The sequence below is a fragment of the Arthrobacter sp. NicSoilB4 genome (assembly GCF_019977335.1).
GTDB lineage: Bacteria > Actinomycetota > Actinomycetes > Actinomycetales > Micrococcaceae > Arthrobacter.
Genome location: NZ_AP024653.1, coordinates 1439643 through 1458789 on the forward strand (window position 1 = coordinate 1439643; position 19147 = coordinate 1458789).

Sequence of the window (19147 nt, forward strand, 5' to 3'; positions counted from 1 at the left end):
GCGGGCCGTTTGTTAAAGTCGGAGCATGAGTGAGCCGCCGCCTGCCGACGAACTGCGGGAGCTCCTGTCCCAGGACGCCCGGGACGTGGCACCGCGGCTGCTTGGTGCCGTGCTGACCCATGCGGGGCGCGACGGCCTGGTGTCTGTGCGGATCACGGAGGTGGAGGCCTACCTGGGCCCGCACGACTCGCTGCACCCGGACCCAGGCTCACATACGTTCCGCGGCGCCACCGCCCGCAACGCAGTGATGTTCGGGCCGGCCGGCCACCTCTACGTCTACTTCACCTACGGCATGCACCACTGCGCCAACATCGTGTGCGGGCCGGACGGCGTGGCGTCCGCGGTCCTGCTGCGGGCCGGCGAGATTGTGGCCGGGGAGGATCTGGCACTTGCCCGCCGGCCGACGTCGAAATCCTCCAAGGACCTGGCGAGCGGCCCGGCCCGGCTCGCCACGGCGCTGGGCATCACGACGGCGGACAGCGGCCGCGACGCCCTCCAGGCACCGTTCCGGCTGGAACTTCCGGGCGCACTGGCGGCGGACGTCAGCTCGGGGCCGCGCGTCGGCGTCTCCGGCGCCGGTGGCACCCACAATTACCCCTGGCGTTTCTGGCTGAGCGGCGACCCGACCGTCTCCCGGTACAAGGCCGCGAAAGTTCGCCTGGCCTAGCCGCCCGGACGCGGCGATCCCTGGTGATACCCAAGGAGCGACGGCGGAGGCAAGATGGGGTCTTATGGGTGAGGGCAAGCGCGGGAAACCGCGCAACGAGCTTGAACGGCTCGAGATCTTTGAGCAGCTGGCCGCCGAATACTTCCGCATGGTCGGGCTGTTCGAGCCGGCGGGCGGGCCTGTGCCGGCGGACTCCATAGAGGGGCAACGCAGGCAGTGGGTGGAGCTCTTCCGCGCGGCGCTGCTGCGCAAGTTCATCGTCCGGGATGAACACGTGTCGCTCAAACTGGTGGTGCGGGCCCTCCGCCTCTGCAACTACGCGGCAGACACCGGGCTCGCGGAGGGGGCGGACGCTGTGGCCGCACTCTTCACGGCCGAGATGGTGCAGGGCCGGCAGCACGACATTCCAGGACCTGGCCCGGATGACGGGGACGACACGTTTGAGGATGTTCTCTACGGACGGCTCCTGCACGGCGACGCCGACAGGTTCCACCGCTCCGAATGGGCGAACGACTACCAGCGGCTCAGTGCGGCGGCGGCCCGCAGGTTCGACTCCGAGCACGCGCTCAGAAAGGCACTCGACGTCGTCAGCTACGGCCTCGCCAACGGGCTCTTGCGCTCCCCGGCCGCCCCGGTCGACGCTGCGGGAACCGAAGAACCCGATCTGTAGGGTTTGGTGCCAGCCAGTAAGGTTGATGGGTGAATCCAAGCGAGCGCCACCAGACCACGATGACCCCGACTGAGACCACCGGACCGGTGGGCGAGCTGATCAGCAGCCTGTGCGCCACCATCCCCGATTACCCCAAGCCCGGCATCGTCTTCAAGGACCTGACCCCGGTCTTCGCCGACGGCGCCGCGCTGAAGGCCGTCGTGAACGCGCTGGTCGAGCCGTTCAAGGGCCAGTTCGACGCCGTCGCCGGGGTGGAAGCCCGCGGCTTCCTGCTGGCTGCGGCCGCAGCCTATGCCACGGACACCGGCGTTATCACCGTCCGCAAAGCCGGCAAGCTGCCGCGGAAAGTGGTGTCCGAGGACTACGCCCTCGAGTACGGCAACGCCACTCTGGAGCTGCACACCACGGATCTGGCGCCCGGCAGCCGGGTGCTGATCCTCGACGACGTCCTCGCCACGGGCGGCACGCTCGGCGCCGCCGTCCGCCTGTTCGAACGCTGCGGTGTGGAGGTTGCCGGTGTGGGCGTGGTCATGGAACTCGACGGACTCGGCGGCCGCTCGGTCCTCGGCAGCCACCGGGTCACCTCCCTGCTGCGCCTGTAGTTCCCTCCCGCCCGCGGCCGGCAGCCGAAACGTCCCCGCCCGAAACAATGGACGATTCCGAGCGCCCCGGTAGAATGCCTGCAAAAAACTGACATGTTCCGATTTGCAGGCCGAAATGGTTGTAGAATGGTTGGTCCGTCTTTTTCGATAGGGGAACGTTCGATGCACGACGCTGATTTGGCCCATGAACGCGACTATGTGGCCGGACTTTATGCCCGGCTGGATGAGCTGCGGGCGGAAAAGCGCGCCCAGCTGGCCCAGGTCCGGCGTGCCGGTGCAGTGGGCACCATGCAGAACGTCTCTGAGCGGGACGCCTTCGCAGCGCTGTACGAGGACCGCCTGGCGCAGCTCGACGCCGTCGACGACCGGCTGGTGTTCGGCCGCCTTGACCTGGACTCCGGTGAGGCCCAGTACATCGGCCGCATCGGCCTGACCACCGACGACCTCCAGCGCCTCATGCTGGACTGGCGCGCCCCGGAAGCCGGCCACTTCTATCAGGCCACCGCTTTCGACCGGCAGGGCGTGCGCCGCCGCCGCCACCTCATCTTGCAGGGACGCGAGGTCAAGGCCATCGAAGACGACGTCCTCGACGCCGACCTGCTGGCCGACAACGACTCACTCCAGGGCGAGGGAGCCTTGCTGGCGGCCCTCAATTCCAAGCGGACCGGGCGGATGTCCGACATCGTGGGGACCATCCAGTCCGAACAGGACCGGATCATCCGGTCCTCGATCTCCGGCGCCCTCGTGGTCCAGGGCGGTCCCGGTACCGGAAAGACCGCAGTGGCGCTGCACCGCGCCGCCTACCTGCTCTACACCCACCGGGACCGGCTCAAGACCGCCGGCGTCCTGCTGGTGGGACCGTCGTCGTCGTTCATGAAGTACATCGAGCGCGTCCTGCCGTCGCTGGGCGAAACCGGCGTCGTGATGGCGAGTGTCGGGCGGCTGATGCCCGGCATCCACGCGGTTGCCGAGCCTGAAGCCGAGGTCGCCGCGATCAAGGGCCGGCTGGACATGGCCGAGGTCGTGGCGAACGCGGTCGCCAACCGGCAGCGCATTCCGGCGGCAAACCGCATCCTCGAAGTGGACGGGCGCAAACTTGTCCTGACACCCCGGCAGGTCCGCCGCGCCAGGGACCGGGCCCGCTCAACCAACAAACCGCACAACGAGGCACGCATCTCGTTCGTCAAGATCCTGCTGCGCGAGCTGACCGAGCAGATGACGGAACTCGTCGAAGCCGGCAGCATCGGCAACAACGCCGACCGCTCCTACCTCGCCGAGGACGTCCGCTCTGCCCGCGACGTCCGCATCGCCCTGAACCTGTGCTGGATGCCGATGACACCCGAGAAGCTCATCGGTGAACTCCTCAGCAAGCCGGCGATCCTGGAGGCCTGCACTCCGGCGCTCAGCCCCGCCGAGCGTCAACTGCTGCTCCGGCCCGCCGATGCCCCGTGGACAGAAGCGGACGTGCCGCTGCTTGACGAGGCCGCCGAACTCCTCGGCGAACTCGACGCGGCCGCCGGCAGGGGGCTGGCCCAGCAGGAACACGACCGCGCCCGCGATCTGGCGAACGCCAAGCAGACGCTGGTCAACATGGAAACCGCCGGGGTGGACGTCCTGATCTCCGCGGAGGAACTCGTGGACCAGAACCAGGAACGCGAAGCCCGGCTCACCGCCGCCGAGCGCGCCACGACGGACCGCAGCTGGGCGTTCGGGCACATTGTGGTGGACGAAGCCCAGGAACTCTCGCCGATGCAGTGGCGGCTGCTGGTCCGCCGCTGCCCGCTCAAGTCCTTCACGATCGTGGGCGACATTGCGCAGACGAGCTCGGTGGCCGGGGCCAATTCCTGGCACGGCGCCCTCGCTCCCATGTTCGGTGACCGTTGGCAGCTTGAGGAACTCACCGTCAACTACCGCACGCCCTCGCAGATTGCGGAAGCGGCCGCCCGGATGGCCAACGCGGCAGGACTTGTCGTTTCCGCGCCGAAGGCCGTCCGCGAGGGCCGCTGGGCGCCGGTCATCGACCGGGTCGAGCCCGGCCAGATCATCAACAAGCTCGTGGAGGTGCTTCCGCAGGAGCTCGAGTCGTTGGAAGGCGGCCTGCTCGCCGTCATTGCCGACGGCGAGCTCCTCCCGGAGGCCACCGCCGCGCTACGCGCTGTCTACGGCCGCCGTGTCGGCACGGACGCCGGCAGCTACGTCCAGGACATCGTGGTGATCAGCCCCCGCGAAGCCAAGGGACTGGAGTTCGACGGCGTCGTGGTGCTGGAGCCGTCCGCGATGCTGAACCACGAGCACGGACGCGTCGGCGACCTGTATGTGGCCATGACCCGGCCCACCCAGCGGCTGCGGCTCATCGCCGCCGCCGGCGTGCCGGCCGGCATCGAGGACTGAATCGACGACTGAGTCGTGCCCGCCGGTGCCGGGGTGTCCCGGCACCGGACAGCGGACGACGGCGGCGGCAGTCCCGCCGTCGTGCCTCTGCCGGCGCCGGACCGCCGGATGGGTCACAAGCGCTGATGGTGGCCCGATCCTGCTAACTTAGATTCCGTGTCCCAGCTAAATGATCTCCGTTCCCTGCAGAATGATTCCAGCTTCGCCAACGTCTGGCAGGAGCTGAAATGGCGCGGCCTTGTCCACGTCTCAACGGATGAGGCGGAGCTAGAAAAGCTGCTCGCCGGCGATCCCGTGACCTATTACTGCGGCTTCGATCCCACCGCCGCGAGCCTGCACCTGGGAAACCTGGTCCAGTTGCTGCTGATGCGGCGGATCCAGCTGGCCGGCCACAAACCCCTCGGGCTGGTTGGCGGCTCCACCGGCCTGATCGGCGATCCCCGGCAGACAGCCGAACGCGTGCTGAACACCCCCGAGACTGTGGCCGAATGGGTCGGCAAACTGCAGGTGCAGGTCCAGCGGTTCCTCAGCTTCGAAGGCGACAACGCGGCCCGGATGGTCAACAACCTGGACTGGACGGCGCCGCTGAGCGCCATAGACTTCCTGCGCGGGATCGGCAAGCACTTCCGGGTCGGCACCATGATCAAGAAAGACATAGTTGCCAACCGCCTGAACTCCGATGAGGGAATCAGCTACACGGAGTTCAGCTACCAGATCCTTCAGGGCATGGACTACCTGCAGCTTTTCCGCGACTACGGCTGTGTCCTGCAGACTGGCGGTTCGGACCAGTGGGGCAACCTCACCAGTGGCACCGACCTCATCCGCAAGGTCGAGGGCAAGCACGTCCACGCGCTTGGTACGCCCCTCATCACGAACTCCGATGGCACAAAGTTCGGCAAGAGCGAGGGCAACGCCATCTGGCTGGATCCGGAGATGTGCAGCCCGTACGCCTTCTACCAGTTCTGGCTGAACACCGCGGACAGCGATGTTGCTGCACGTCTGAAGGTGTTCACGTTCCTGAGCCGTGCCGAGATCGAGGCTTTGGAGGCCGCGGTTGCCGAGCGGCCCTTCGCCCGTGAAGGACAGCGGAAGCTCGCTTACGAAGTGACCTCCCTTGTCCACGGCGTGGAAGCCACCGAGAAGGTCATCGCCGCCTCGGCTGCGCTGTTCGGCAACGGGGACCTGAGCGTCCTTGACGAGGCCACGCTCAAGGCTGCGACCTCCGAGCTGCCGTCAGCCACCGTGGACGCCGGCGGCCTGGGCATCATCGAACTGCTGGTGGCAACCGGCCTGTCTGAAAGCAAGTCCGCCGCCCGCCGCACAGTGGGGGAGGGTGGAGCTTACGTCAACAACGCCAAGGTAGCGGATCCGGACGCAGTCATTGAGCCCGGCCAGCTGCTGCACGGACGCTACCTGCTGCTGCGCCGGGGCAAGAAGAACCTGGCAACGGTGGAGGTCACGGCCGCGTAGCCCAGCCCCTGTTCGTCATCTGCACGCTCCTTCCCGATCCAGTTGCAAGGTCGGGGAGGAGCGTGTATTGTTTTTTGAGTCGCCACCGAAGAGTGGTGGCCAACCCCAACAAAAATAGAGAAGCAATTCTTCTAGTGCTTTCGGCTCCCCTGGAGCAGGCGGTGCAGAAATGAAAGATTGCTTCCAATTCTGCTGGGCGGATTCGCTTCACCGGGTGAAATTCAGATGAAAATCCGGATTTGCAAAGTGGATATGAATGAAATAAGCTTGAAATATCGCAGCGAAGGAAAAGCGAAACAAAAGAATTCAATTACATTGAATTGTTTCGAGTAGTAATTCGAATGTGTCTGTTGTTTGAGAACTCAATAGTGTGCCAAGTTTGTTGATACCAATTTATTGTATTGAATTGGTTGAATTGACCGGGTTGTCCACCCCGTGGATGGTCTGGTTTTTACAGCTGGTTTCAAATTTTGTGCATTGTGTGCATCCCGTTTTCCCGGGGGCGCATGGTGTGTCTGTTTTACTTCAACGGAGAGTTTGATCCTGGCTCAGGATGAACGCTGGCGGCGTGCTTAACACATGCAAGTCGAACGATGATCCCAGCTTGCTGGGGGATTAGTGGCGAACGGGTGAGTAACACGTGAGTAACCTGCCCTTAACTCTGGGATAAGCCTGGGAAACTGGGTCTAATACCGGATATGACTCCTCATCGCATGGTGGGGGGTGGAAAGCTTTATTGTGGTTTTGGATGGACTCGCGGCCTATCAGCTTGTTGGTGAGGTAATGGCTCACCAAGGCGACGACGGGTAGCCGGCCTGAGAGGGTGACCGGCCACACTGGGACTGAGACACGGCCCAGACTCCTACGGGAGGCAGCAGTGGGGAATATTGCACAATGGGCGAAAGCCTGATGCAGCGACGCCGCGTGAGGGATGACGGCCTTCGGGTTGTAAACCTCTTTCAGTAGGGAAGAAGCGAAAGTGACGGTACCTGCAGAAGAAGCGCCGGCTAACTACGTGCCAGCAGCCGCGGTAATACGTAGGGCGCAAGCGTTATCCGGAATTATTGGGCGTAAAGAGCTCGTAGGCGGTTTGTCGCGTCTGCCGTGAAAGTCCGGGGCTCAACTCCGGATCTGCGGTGGGTACGGGCAGACTAGAGTGATGTAGGGGAGACTGGAATTCCTGGTGTAGCGGTGAAATGCGCAGATATCAGGAGGAACACCGATGGCGAAGGCAGGTCTCTGGGCATTAACTGACGCTGAGGAGCGAAAGCATGGGGAGCGAACAGGATTAGATACCCTGGTAGTCCATGCCGTAAACGTTGGGCACTAGGTGTGGGGGACATTCCACGTTTTCCGCGCCGTAGCTAACGCATTAAGTGCCCCGCCTGGGGAGTACGGCCGCAAGGCTAAAACTCAAAGGAATTGACGGGGGCCCGCACAAGCGGCGGAGCATGCGGATTAATTCGATGCAACGCGAAGAACCTTACCAAGGCTTGACATGAACCGGAAACACCTGGAAACAGGTGCCCCGCTTGCGGTCGGTTTACAGGTGGTGCATGGTTGTCGTCAGCTCGTGTCGTGAGATGTTGGGTTAAGTCCCGCAACGAGCGCAACCCTCGTTCTATGTTGCCAGCGCGTTATGGCGGGGACTCATAGGAGACTGCCGGGGTCAACTCGGAGGAAGGTGGGGACGACGTCAAATCATCATGCCCCTTATGTCTTGGGCTTCACGCATGCTACAATGGCCGGTACAAAGGGTTGCGATACTGTGAGGTGGAGCTAATCCCAAAAAGCCGGTCTCAGTTCGGATTGGGGTCTGCAACTCGACCCCATGAAGTCGGAGTCGCTAGTAATCGCAGATCAGCAACGCTGCGGTGAATACGTTCCCGGGCCTTGTACACACCGCCCGTCAAGTCACGAAAGTTGGTAACACCCGAAGCCGGTGGCCTAACCCCTTGTGGGAGGGAGCTGTCGAAGGTGGGACTGGCGATTGGGACTAAGTCGTAACAAGGTAGCCGTACCGGAAGGTGCGGCTGGATCACCTCCTTTCTAAGGAGCACCTACAACCACCTTGCCTCATGCATTTGGGTGTGGAGGGGTTGTCAGGAGTATATGCCCGTTGCGCAGACGCTAGTTCTGCGGCGGGTGCTCACGGGTGGAATATCAACAAATAGGTGCCTGGCGGCACATGCCGGCGGCAAGTACGGACCCTGCTTCCTCCTTTGGGAGTGCGGTGGTCCTGGAACGCGGCCGGAATGATTCGCTGGGTAGTGTTTGGCACACTGTTGGGTCCTGAGACAACAGGACCGGGGGTAACCCCGGGACTTGTGTTTCTGGTTTCCTGGCTGCACCGAGCGCGCACGTGAGTGTGTGGGGTGTGTGGTACGGGGTTGTTGTTTGAGAACTACATAGTGGACGCGAGCATCTTTTATAAGAAGCAATTTCCAAGAATATGAACCTGGATCTGGCCCGGGCGCCCTTTGGGGTGTGTGGGTTGGTTTTCGTGGTTCTCTCGAAAATTAGCGTTTTTGATCTTTTGTGGTCAAGTTTTTAAGAGCACACGGTGGATGCCTTGGCATTAGGAGCCGAAGAAGGACGTAGGAATCTGCGATAAGCCTGGGGGAGTCGATAACCGGACTGTGATCCCAGGGTGTCCGAATGGGGAAACCCCGCCAGGGGCGCGAGTTACCTGGTGACCCGCATCTGAACACATAGGGTGCGTGGAGGGAACGCGGGGAAGTGAAACATCTCAGTACCCGCAGGAAGAGAAAACAATAGTGATTCCGTCAGTAGTGGCGAGCGAACGCGGATCAGGCTAAACCGTTCCATGTGTGATAGCCGGCGGGCGTTGCATGGTCGGGGTTGTGGGACTTCCCATTCTGTCTCTGCCGGGGCAGTGGGGTGAGTAGTACAGGCATAGGTGAACGGTCTTGAAAGGCCGGCCAGAGAGGGTGTGAGCCCCGTAACCGAAATGTTGTGTACCGCCCGGTGAAGTATCCCAAGTAGCACGGGGCCCGAGAAATCCCGTGCGAATCTGTCAGGACCACCTGATAAGCCTAAATACTCCCTAATGACCGATAGCGGACCAGTACCGTGAGGGAAAGGTGAAAAGTACCCCGGGAGGGGAGTGAAACAGTACCTGAAACCGTGTGCTTACAATCCGTCGGAGCAACCTTGTAGTTGTGACGGCGTGCCTTTTGAAGAATGAGCCTGCGAGTTAGTGTTACGTCGCGAGGTTAACCCGTGTGGGGAAGCCGTAGCGAAAGCGAGTCTGAATAGGGCGTTGCAGTGGCGTGATCTAGACCCGAAGCGAAGTGATCTACCCATGGCCAGGTTGAAGCGACGGTAAGACGTCGTGGAGGACCGAACCCACTTCAGTTGAAAATGGAGGGGATGAGCTGTGGGTAGGGGTGAAAGGCCAATCAAACTTCGTGATAGCTGGTTCTCCCCGAAATGCATTTAGGTGCAGCGTTGCGTGTTTCTTACCGGAGGTAGAGCTACTGGATGGCTAATGGGCCCTACAAGGTTACTGACGTCAGCCAAACTCCGAATGCCGGTAAGTGAGAGCGCAGCAGTGAGACTGTGGGGGATAAGCTTCATAGTCGAGAGGGAAACAGCCCAGACCACCAACTAAGGCCCCTAAGCGTGTGCTAAGTGGGAAAGGATGTGGAGTTGCGAAGACAACCAGGAGGTTGGCTTAGAAGCAGCCATCCTTAAAAGAGTGCGTAATAGCTCACTGGTCAAGTGATTCCGCGCCGACAATGTAGCGGGGCTCAAGTACACCGCCGAAGTTGTGGATTTCAGATATTAGCTAAGCCGCCCCCTTGCGGGGTTGGTTCAGGCGTCTGGAGTGGTAGGGGAGCGTCGTGTGGGCAGTGAAGTCGCGGTGTAAACCAGCGGTGGAGCCTACACGAGTGAGAATGCAGGCATGAGTAGCGAAAGACGGGTGAGAAACCCGTCCGCCGAATGATCAAGGGTTCCAGGGTCAAGCTAATCTGCCCTGGGTAAGTCGGGACCTAAGGCGAGGCCGACAGGCGTAGTCGATGGACAACGGGTTGATATTCCCGTACCGGCGAAAAACCGCCCATGCTGAACAGGGGATACTAACCGCCCGAAACCTGCCCGATCGCCCTTGTGGCGACCCGGGTTTTGGTGGAGCGCGGGACCTGATCCTGGGAGGCAAGCGTATTAACAGGTGTGACGCAGGAAGGTAGCCGAGCCGGGCGATGGTTGTCCCGGTCTAAGGATGTAGGGCGAACGGTAGGCAAATCCGCCGTTCATGATGCCTGAGACCCGATGGGACCCCCGTAGGGGGGGATTCGGTGATCCTATGCTGCCGAGAAAAGCATCGACGCGAGGTTTTAGCCGCCCGTACCCCAAACCGACACAGGTGATCAGGTAGAGAATACTAAGGCGATCGAGAGAATTATGGTTAAGGAACTCGGCAAAATGCCCCCGTAACTTCGGGAGAAGGGGGGCCCCCATCGTGATGGACACTTGCTGTCCGGAGCGTGCAGGGGCCGCAGAGACCAGGGGGAAGCGACTGTTTACTAAAAACACAGGTCCGTGCGAAGTCGCAAGACGATGTATACGGACTGACTCCTGCCCGGTGCTGGAAGGTTAAGAGGACCGGTTAGCCGCAAGGCGAAGCTGAGAATTTAAGCCCCAGTAAACGGCGGTGGTAACTATAACCATCCTAAGGTAGCGAAATTCCTTGTCGGGTAAGTTCCGACCTGCACGAATGGAGTAACGACTTCCCCGCTGTCTCAACCATAAACTCGGCGAAATTGCAGTACGAGTAAAGATGCTCGTTACGCGCAGCAGGACGGAAAGACCCCGAGACCTTTACTATAGTTTGGTATTGGTGTTCGGAGTGGCTTGTGTAGGATAGGTGGGAGACGTTGAAGCCCGGACGCCAGTTCGGGTGGAGTCATCGTTGAAATACCACTCTGGTCACTTTGGACATCTAACTTCGGCCCGTAATCCGGGTCAGGGACAGTGCCTGATGGGTAGTTTAACTGGGGCGGTTGCCTCCTAAAAAGTAACGGAGGCGCCCAAAGGTTCCCTCAGCCTGGTTGGCAATCAGGTGTCGAGTGTAAGTGCACAAGGGAGCTTGACTGTGAGAGAGACATCTCGAGCAGGGACGAAAGTCGGGACTAGTGATCCGGCGGTACATTGTGGAATGGCCGTCGCTCAACGGATAAAAGGTACCTCGGGGATAACAGGCTGATCTTGCCCAAGAGTCCATATCGACGGCATGGTTTGGCACCTCGATGTCGGCTCGTCGCATCCTGGGGCTGGAGTAGGTCCCAAGGGTTGGGCTGTTCGCCCATTAAAGCGGTACGCGAGCTGGGTTTAGAACGTCGTGAGACAGTTCGGTCCCTATCCGCTGCGCGCGCAGGAAATTTGAGAAGGGCTGTCCTTAGTACGAGAGGACCGGGACGGACGAACCTCTGGTGTGTCAGTTGTACTGCCAAGTGCACCGCTGATTAGCTACGTTCGGATGGGATAACCGCTGAAAGCATCTAAGCGGGAAGCTCGCTTCGAGATGAGATTTCCATACACCTTGTGTGTGAGAGGCCCCCAGCCAGACCACTGGGTTGATAGGCCGGATGTGGAAGCGAGGACTAAAGACTCGTGAAGCTGACCGGTACTAATAGGCCGATAACTTACACCACACACCACCTGGGTAAACCAATCCTTCAAAAGAGGTTTACCCGCCAAGGGTGGTAAAAAGAAACAAGACTGCTTGCGTCCACTATGTGGTTCCCAACCAACAAACCCGTTGCTTGAGAACCAAAACAACTGAATACAACACCACAGTTGTAACCACAGATTTCCCACCACCACCCCCAGGGGCGGAACGGTACGGGAGCAAGGGTTACGGCGGTCATAGCGTGGGGGAAACGCCCGGTCCCATTCCGAACCCGGAAGCTAAGACCCACAGCGCCGATGGTACTGCACCCGGGAGGGTGTGGGAGAGTAGGTCACCGCCGGAACATCATTACACGGTCGAGAGCCCCAACCACCAGGTTGGGGCTCTCCCGCATTTAACCCACAAAACCAAATTTGCGGCACGCCAAGGCACAGCCAGCCGGCGCCGCGCCGGGGCATCACTTCACGGTAATGCCACACGCCAACAGCGCCGCCAACTGCCCACCCACTACACCCAGGCACCGGAAGCACCGGCGATCTCCCGCCAGCCGAGCCGCGCCTGCGCCCGGCTGCTCTCTGTGAGACTTGCCACCGCCATGGCCGAAAGGGCCCCTGCCGTTAGTCGCGCGCCGGGGGACTCGCCTAGAATTGGATGAGATGTACGGACTTCGAAGCGCTTGATTTCGGGTTGCGTAGGAACGAGACACGGAATAGAGCGGCTGCGATTGCGCCAGTGGTCAGCTCATAACAGGAGGAATCCAGCATGGCTGAGCACAACGACGGAAATCGCGGCGGAAACGACCGCGGCAACTTTGGCGGCGGACGCAATTCGGGCGGCGGCGGCTTCCGCGGCACCAACAACTCCGGCGGCGACCCCCGCGGGTACCGTGCCCGCGACGACCGGGGCACTGAGGGATCCCGGGGCTCCTCCAATGATCGTGACCGTAAGCCCTACGGCGACCGCCCGGCTCGTGAGGGTGATCGTAAGCCGTACAGCGGCGGCGATCGTGATCGTAAGCCGTATGGTGACCGTGGTCCGCGTGAGGGTGGCGGGGAGCGTCGTAGCTTTGGTGCCGGTGGCACGAGTGATCGTAAGCCGTACAGCGGCGGCGGCGATCGTAAGCCGTATGGTGACCGCGCTCCGCGTGAAGGTGGCGCTGAGCGTCGTAGCTTTGGTGCCGGTGGCACGAGTGATCGTAAGCCCTACAGCGGCGGCGGCGATCGTGATCGTAAGCCGTATGGTGACCGCGCTCCGCGTGAAGGTGGCGCTGAGCGTCGTAGCTTTGGTGCCGGTGGCACGAGTGATCGTAAGCCGTACAGCGGCGGCGGCGATCGTAAGCCGTATGGTGACCGCGCTCCGCGTGAAGGTGGCGGGGAACGTCGCAGTTTTGGTGCCGGCGGCACGAGTGATCGTAAGCCGTACAGCGGCGGCGATCGTGATCGTAAGCCGTATGGTGACCGCGCTCCGCGTGAGGGCGACCGTAAGTCCTTCGGCGGCGACCGTGACCGCAAGCCCTTCAGCGGTGGCGACAACCGCAAGCCTTTCGGCAGCCGTGATGACCGTCCGGCCCGCAGCTTTGACCGCGATGACCGTCCGGCCCGCAGCTTTGACCGCGATGACCGTCCGGCCCGCGGCTTTGACCGCGGCGACTCCGGCCCCCGCCAGTTCGGCCGCGACCGGGCAGAAGACCGCCCGGTCCGCGTCCCCAACGCCAGGGACCTGCGCAGCGCCAACCGTCCCGACCGCGAGCGTTCACCGCAGATCGACGACGATGTCACGGGCAAGGAACTGGACCGCGCCACGCAGCACCAGATCAAGACGCTCGAGGACAACAGTGCCGAGTGGGTGGCCCGCCACCTCGTGATGGCCGGGCGCCTGATCGACGACGAACCGGAGCTGGCCTTCCAGCACGCCCTCGCGGCCAGCCGCCGCGGTGGCCGCCTCGCCGCCGTCCGTGAAGCCGTGGGCCTCACCGCCTACGCTGCCGGCCACTACGGTGAAGCCCTCCGCGAGTTCCGCACCTACCGGCGGATCAGCGGCTCCAACATGCACCTGCCCGTTATGGCCGACTGCGAACGCGGACTGGGCCGGCCCGACCGCGCCCTTGAGATGGCCCGCTCCGAGGAAGCCAAGGACCTCGACGCGCCGGGCAAGGCGGAATTGGCCATCGTGGCCGCCGGTGCCCGCACCGACCTGGGCCAGCTCGACGCTGCTGTCTCCGAACTGGAAATCGTCCAGCTCGACATCAACCGGGCTTTCTCCTACAGCCCGCGCCTCTTCCGCGCCTACGCCGACGCCCTCGCCGCAGTTGGCCGCGCAGCCGAGGCCGAAAAATGGCAGCGCCAGGCCGTCGTAGCCGAGAACGCCCTCGGCCTCGACATCTCGGAGGACCCCGACATCATCGACCTCGGCTGGGACGAGGAAGAGGAAGCCCGCGAGGAGGCACAGCAGCGCCGACTCCTCTCAGAGCAGTCTGCCCAGCGGTCCACCGCGGCTGACCAGGACCAAGCTCCGCGTGCTGCCAGCGCCGAGGCAGTTGCCGGTCTCCCGGAAACGACTGAAGCTGCTGCGGACGCCCGGGACGAAGGATCCGACGACGCCGAATCCGACTTCTGGGAGTCCGACGACGCTGAGTCCGATGAGGACTCGGTCGAACCTGACGCACTGGACCGCTCCGAGGTCCTCACCGGCGATGACTCCGGCGAGTCCCACGAGTCCGACACGGACCCCCGCGATCCGGAACGCACCGAGGGCTGATCGGCAATGGCCGCACCGGAGCTGATCTCGACCTTCGACGCCCTCCTCGCTGATCTCGACGGCGTCGTCTACGCGGGCCCGCACGCCATACCCGGCGCCGTGGAATCCCTGCGCAGGCTCGCCGGGATCGGCGTCGGCCTCGGCTACGTCACGAACAACGCCTCCCGGACACCCGCGCAGGTGGCCCAGCACCTGCGCGAGCTGGGGGCCCCGGCGGAGGACCACCAAGTGGTCAGCTCCTCGCAGGCCGCGGGCGAGCTGTTGGCTTCCCTGCTGCCGGCAGGTGCCCGCGTGCTGATCACCGGCGGGGACTCCCTAGCGCAGGAGATCGAACTCGCGGGGCTGGTGCCGGTCCGGAGCGAAGCGGAGCAACCCATCGCCGTCGTGCAGGGGTTCCATCCGGATCTCGGGTGGAAAGACCTGGCGGAAGCCGCCTACGTCATTGCCGGCGGCGCCTTGTGGGTGGCCACCAACACGGACATGTCGATTCCCCAGGCCCGGGGGATCGCCCCCGGCAACGGGACGCTGGTGGCTGCCGTGGCGGCGGCCACCGGGCAGCGGCCGCTCGTCGCCGGAAAGCCGGAAGCGCCCCTGTTCCACGCCGCCGCCAAACGCCTCGCCGCCGACCGGCCGCTCGTCGTCGGCGACCGCCTGGACACCGACATCCTCGGCGGCAACAACGCCGGATTCGCCACGGTCGCAGTGCTGACCGGCGTCGACACGCGCGAGTCGATCCTGGCCGCCCGCACGCTGGAACGGCCCGACTACCTCATCAACGACCTCACGGACCTCTACCGCCCCTACCCGGTCATGGAGTCCGACGCCGGGCAGCACCGCTGCGGCGAGGCCTCCGCCATCGTCGACGGGCAGACGGTCCGGGTCAGCGGCGATCCGGGCGACCTCGATGCCTGGCGGGCCGCTTGTTCAGCCTGGTGGACAGCCAATCCCGAGACGGCCACCGCCCTGGCGCCGGTCCTCGAATGGCTGGATCACTAGACTGCCTGTTTCACTAGACTGGGGACCATGACCGAGCCGAACCACAACACCGAACCGGATCCCGACAGGGGAGAAGCCCGGGTCACCTGGCCGGCGACTCCGGCGACACTGGCGGAGGCCGGCGGGGCCGCAGGGGACGCCGCGCCAAGGGATTCCGCCGTCGACGCACTGCTGGACCGCCTCGATGGACTGCAGGGCCTGCCGGTAGAACAGCACGGGGAGGTCTATGCCGGACTGCACGACGACCTGCTGGCCGCCCTGAACGAACCCGTCAGCACTACTTCACCGGGAGACGCCGCGAATGAGCAGGCTTGACCAGGCCCTCGTCAGCCGCGGGCTGGCGAGGTCCCGCACCCATGCCGCACGCCTCATCGCCGAAGGCAAAGTCAGCACCAACGGTGAAGTGCTGGCGAAGGCTTCCCTCCAGGTCGGCGACGACACGAGCCTGGACGTAGCTGCCTCCGTCGAGGACAACTACGTCAGCCGTGCCGGGCACAAGCTGGCCGGTGCGCTGGACGCTTTTCCCGCCGTCGAGGTCGCAGGCAAACGCTGCCTTGACGCCGGCGCGTCCACCGGAGGATTCACCGACGTGTTGCTGCGCCGCGGCGCGGACCATGTGGTGGCCGTCGACGTCGGACACGACCAGCTGGTCCCCGCGATCCGGAACGACCCGCGGGTTTCCGTCCACGAAGGCCTCAACGTCCGCTACATGGCCCCGGCAGAGATCGGGGGGCCGGTGGCGTTGACCGTGGCGGACCTGTCCTTCATCTCCCTGACCCTCGTGCTGGCACCCCTTGCGGCCTGCACGGAACCGGGCGGCGACCTGGTCCTGATGGTCAAGCCGCAGTTCGAGATCGGCAAGGACCGGCTGGGCCGCACCGGCGTCGTCACTTCCGAGTGGGAGCGCCGCCTCGCCGTGGGCAAAGTCGCCGCGGCGGCCATGGACGCCGGGCTGGAACTGAAAGGCCTCGCCAGCAGCCCGCTGCCCGGCCAGGACGGAAACGTCGAGTACTTCCTGTGGATAAGACGCGGGATTGGAACAGACCTGCCTAAGATCGAAGAGCGGGACGCGGCCGTTGCTGCGTTACTCGGAACAATCTGGCCCAAGTACTAGAAGCACCAGAAGGCGGAACCCGATGAGCAGGCGTGTCCTCATCCTTGCCCACACAGGCCGCGAGGAGTCCCTCAAGGCTGCCTGGGAAGCGTGCGCCCGGCTCCACGACGCCGGCATCGTTCCCGTGATGCTCAAAGCCGAGCTCGGCGACATGGTCCGCTTCTTCGGACGCCTCGACCAGCCCGTCGAGATTCTCCATGACCACGTGATGCTGCCCGACGTCGAACTCGTGATGGTGCTCGGCGGTGACGGAACGATCCTCCGCGCGGCGGAACTGGTGCGCGAGGTCGACGTGCCGCTGCTCGGCGTCAACCTCGGCCACGTCGGATTCCTCGCCGAGAGCGAGCGGGCCGACCTCGCCCAGACCGTCGAATGGATCGCGAGCCGCGAATACACCGTGGAAGAGCGGATGACCATCGACGTCCAGGTCTGGGTCCGCGGGCAAAAAATCTGGCACACCTGGGCCCTCAACGAGGCCGCGATCGAAAAGGGCAACCGGGAACGGATGCTCGAGGTGGTCACCGAAGTCGACGAACGCCCCCTCACCTCCTTCGGCTGCGACGGCGTTGTGCTGGCCACCCCCACCGGCTCCACCGCCTACGCGTTTTCGGCCGGAGGCCCTGTGGTGTGGCCCGAGGTCGAGGCGCTGCTGATCGTGCCGATCAGCGCCCACGCGCTCTTCGCCAAACCGCTGGTGGTCTCGCCCCGGTCCCGGCTCGCAGTGGAAATCCTGAACCGGACCAACGCCCAGGGCGTGCTGTGGTGCGACGGCCGGCGCTCGGTGGACCTCCCGCCGGGAGCGCGCGTGGAAGTGACCCGCTCCGCCACGCCCGTGCGGCTCGCCCGCACGCACCAGACGCCCTTCTCCGGCCGGCTGGTCCGCAAATTCGAACTGCCCATCCAGGGCTGGCGCGGACCCATGCCGCAGGCCGCCACCATCCATACCGGGCCCGTGCCGGTGATCCGCACGCCCCGGCCGATGCCCCCGCTTCCGTCTCCGCCGCAGGCCGGACCGCCATCCGCGGGCCCAGGCGAGACCAACGATCCATCGACTGCGAAGTGACCCATGCTTGAAGAACTGAGAATCCGCGACCTCGGCGTCATTACCGACGCCACGCTGCCCCTCGGCCCCGGCCTGAGCGTCGTGACCGGTGAAACAGGTGCCGGCAAGACCATGGTGGTGACCGCCGTCGGGCTGCTGCTCGGCGCACGGTCCGATGCCGGCGCCGTCCGCAGCGGCGCGAAGAGCGCCTCCGCGGAGGCCACGGTGAAGCTCGACGCCGGGCACCCCGCGGTGGCGCGCGCCCGGGAAGCGGGGGCGGAGGTCGAGGAGTTCGACGGCGGCGCCGAACTCCTGCTGGCCCGCAGTGTGGGGGCGGACGGACGCAGCCGCGCCTACCTCGGCGGACGTGCCGCCCCGGTGGGCGTGCTCGGCGAGATTGGCGAAACCCTCGTGGTGGTCCACGGCCAGTCCGAACAGATCCGGCTCAAGAGCCCGGTGGCTCAGCGCGGCGCCCTCGACAAATTCGCGGGGGAGGGCTTCGCCGCCACGCTCGGCTCCTACCAGGAGCTGCACGCGCACTGGAAGTCCAGCCAGGCCGAGCTGGAGGAGCTCCGCAGCGCGGCCCGGGAACGCCTCCGCGAAGCCGAATCCCTCGAAGCGGCCCTGGCCGAAATCGACGCTGTCGATCCGCAGCCGGGGGAGGACGAAACGCTCAAGGCCGAGGCCGTCAAGCTCGCCAACGTCGAGGAGCTCCGGATCGCGGCCACCACGGCACACCAGGCGCTCATTGCCGAGGACTTCGGCGACGGCAACGACGCCACGGCTCTCGTCGACGCCGCCAAACGCACCCTGGAGCACGTTGCCGAACACGACGAGGAGCTCGGCTCCGCGGCCGCCCGGCTGGCCGAGGTGGGCTTCCTGCTCAACGACATCGCCACCGAACTCGCCAGCTACCAGGCCGCCCTCGACACTGAGGGCCCGGAACGGCTCGCCGAAATCGAGGACCGGCGCGCTGCCCTGGCGAAGCTGGTGCGCAAATACGCTCCGAGCATCGACGAAGTGCTGGAATGGGCAGAGGAAGCCCGGAGACGCTTCCTGGAGCTGCAGGACGACTCCACCCGGATCGAGGCGCTGGACGCCGACGTCACCCGCGCCGAGGCGGAGCTGAACAAACAGGCCGCCGCCATCAGCAAGCTGCGGAAGAAGGCAGCCAAGGACCTCTCCGCCCGCGTCAGCGCGGAACTCAAGGCCCTGGCGATGGCGGATGCCACCCTGGTGATCAACGTCGAGTCCGGCGGCCCGCCCGGCCCTTACGGCGCGGACGAGATCTCCTTCCTGCTCCAGCCGCACTCCGGGGCCCCGGCCCGCCCGCTGGGCAAGGGCGCGTCCGGCGGTGAACTGTCCCGTGTGATGCTCGCCATCGAGGTGGTGCTCGCCGCCGTCGACCCTGTCCCCACGTTCGTCTTCGACGAGGTCGACGCCGGCGTGGGCGGCCGCGCGGCCGTCGAGATCGGCCGCAGGCTGGCGATGCTCGCCCGGCATGTCCAGGTCCTCGTCGTGACCCACCTGCCGCAGGTGGCAGCCTTCGCCGACCAGCACATCAGGGTCACCAAGACGTCCGTGCGCGGCGCTGACGGGGCGACGGCGACCGGCTTCACCTCCAGCGACGTCCAGCTCCTCGACGCAGCGGAGCGCGTCCGGGAGCTGGCCCGCATGCTCGCCGGCCAGGAGGATTCCGAATCCGCCCAGGCCCACGCCCAGGAGCTGCTCGACGACGCCAGGCTCCTGCCGCAGCAGGCCTGACCACCCCGCGCTGAACAC

The 19147-nt window shown here is 64.4% G+C and carries 11 protein-coding genes and 3 rRNA genes; all 14 read left to right on the forward strand.

The window, feature by feature from the left end; genetic code table 11:
- The first annotated feature begins 25 nt into the window (after nucleotides 1–25).
- Nucleotides 26–667 carry a DNA-3-methyladenine glycosylase gene (locus LDO13_RS06455; RefSeq protein ID WP_224049195.1) on the forward strand — a complete coding sequence of 214 codons (642 nt, stop codon included), beginning with the start codon at nucleotides 26–28 and terminating at the stop codon, nucleotides 665–667.
- 64 nt (nucleotides 668–731) lie between these two features.
- Nucleotides 732–1337: a hypothetical protein gene (locus LDO13_RS06460; RefSeq protein WP_224049196.1), complete on the forward strand. Its 606-nt coding sequence runs from the start codon at nucleotides 732–734 to the stop codon at nucleotides 1335–1337.
- A 59-nt stretch (nucleotides 1338–1396) separates the two neighbouring features.
- Nucleotides 1397–1939: an adenine phosphoribosyltransferase gene (locus LDO13_RS06465; RefSeq protein ID WP_224049699.1), complete on the forward strand. Its 543-nt coding sequence runs from the start codon at nucleotides 1397–1399 to the stop codon at nucleotides 1937–1939.
- Between the two features lie 162 nt (nucleotides 1940–2101).
- On the forward strand, nucleotides 2102–4330 hold the full coding sequence (locus tag LDO13_RS06470) for an AAA family ATPase (protein WP_224049197.1): 2229 nt from the start codon (nucleotides 2102–2104) through the stop codon (nucleotides 4328–4330).
- 156 nt (nucleotides 4331–4486) lie between these two features.
- Nucleotides 4487–5800, forward strand: a complete 1314-nt coding sequence (tyrS, locus tag LDO13_RS06475) for a tyrosine--tRNA ligase (protein WP_224049198.1) — start codon at nucleotides 4487–4489, stop codon at nucleotides 5798–5800.
- Between the two features lie 525 nt (nucleotides 5801–6325).
- A 16S ribosomal RNA gene (locus LDO13_RS06480) occupies nucleotides 6326–7849 on the forward strand.
- A gap of 491 nt (nucleotides 7850–8340) precedes the next feature.
- Nucleotides 8341–11478: ribosomal RNA gene (locus LDO13_RS06485) — 23S ribosomal RNA — on the forward strand.
- Nucleotides 11479–11682: 204 nt separating this feature from the next.
- Nucleotides 11683–11799: ribosomal RNA gene (gene rrf / locus LDO13_RS06490) — 5S ribosomal RNA — on the forward strand.
- Together the 16S, 23S and 5S rRNA genes form the textbook arrangement of a ribosomal RNA operon.
- Before the next feature lie 419 nt (nucleotides 11800–12218).
- Complete coding sequence (locus LDO13_RS06495; protein WP_224049199.1) at nucleotides 12219–14213, forward strand: hypothetical protein; 1995 nt, start codon at nucleotides 12219–12221, stop codon at nucleotides 14211–14213.
- A 6-nt stretch (nucleotides 14214–14219) separates the two neighbouring features.
- Nucleotides 14220–15209, forward strand: a complete 990-nt coding sequence (locus LDO13_RS06500; RefSeq protein WP_224049200.1) for an HAD-IIA family hydrolase — start codon at nucleotides 14220–14222, stop codon at nucleotides 15207–15209.
- A 27-nt stretch (nucleotides 15210–15236) separates the two neighbouring features.
- On the forward strand, nucleotides 15237–15524 hold the full coding sequence (locus tag LDO13_RS06505; RefSeq protein ID WP_224049201.1) for a hypothetical protein: 288 nt from the start codon (nucleotides 15237–15239) through the stop codon (nucleotides 15522–15524).
- Nucleotides 15511–16323, forward strand: coding sequence for a TlyA family RNA methyltransferase (locus LDO13_RS06510; RefSeq protein ID WP_224049202.1), 813 nt, complete (start codon nucleotides 15511–15513; stop codon nucleotides 16321–16323). The genes LDO13_RS06505 and LDO13_RS06510 overlap by 14 nt, the downstream gene beginning before the upstream one ends.
- 22 nt (nucleotides 16324–16345) lie before the next feature.
- A complete protein-coding gene (locus tag LDO13_RS06515) occupies nucleotides 16346–17386 on the forward strand; it encodes an NAD kinase (RefSeq protein WP_224049203.1) in 1041 nt (346 codons plus the stop codon).
- A 3-nt stretch (nucleotides 17387–17389) separates the two neighbouring features.
- Nucleotides 17390–19129, forward strand: coding sequence for a DNA repair protein RecN (gene recN / locus LDO13_RS06520; RefSeq protein ID WP_224049204.1), 1740 nt, complete (start codon nucleotides 17390–17392; stop codon nucleotides 19127–19129).
- Nucleotides 19130–19147 lie beyond the last annotated feature (18 nt).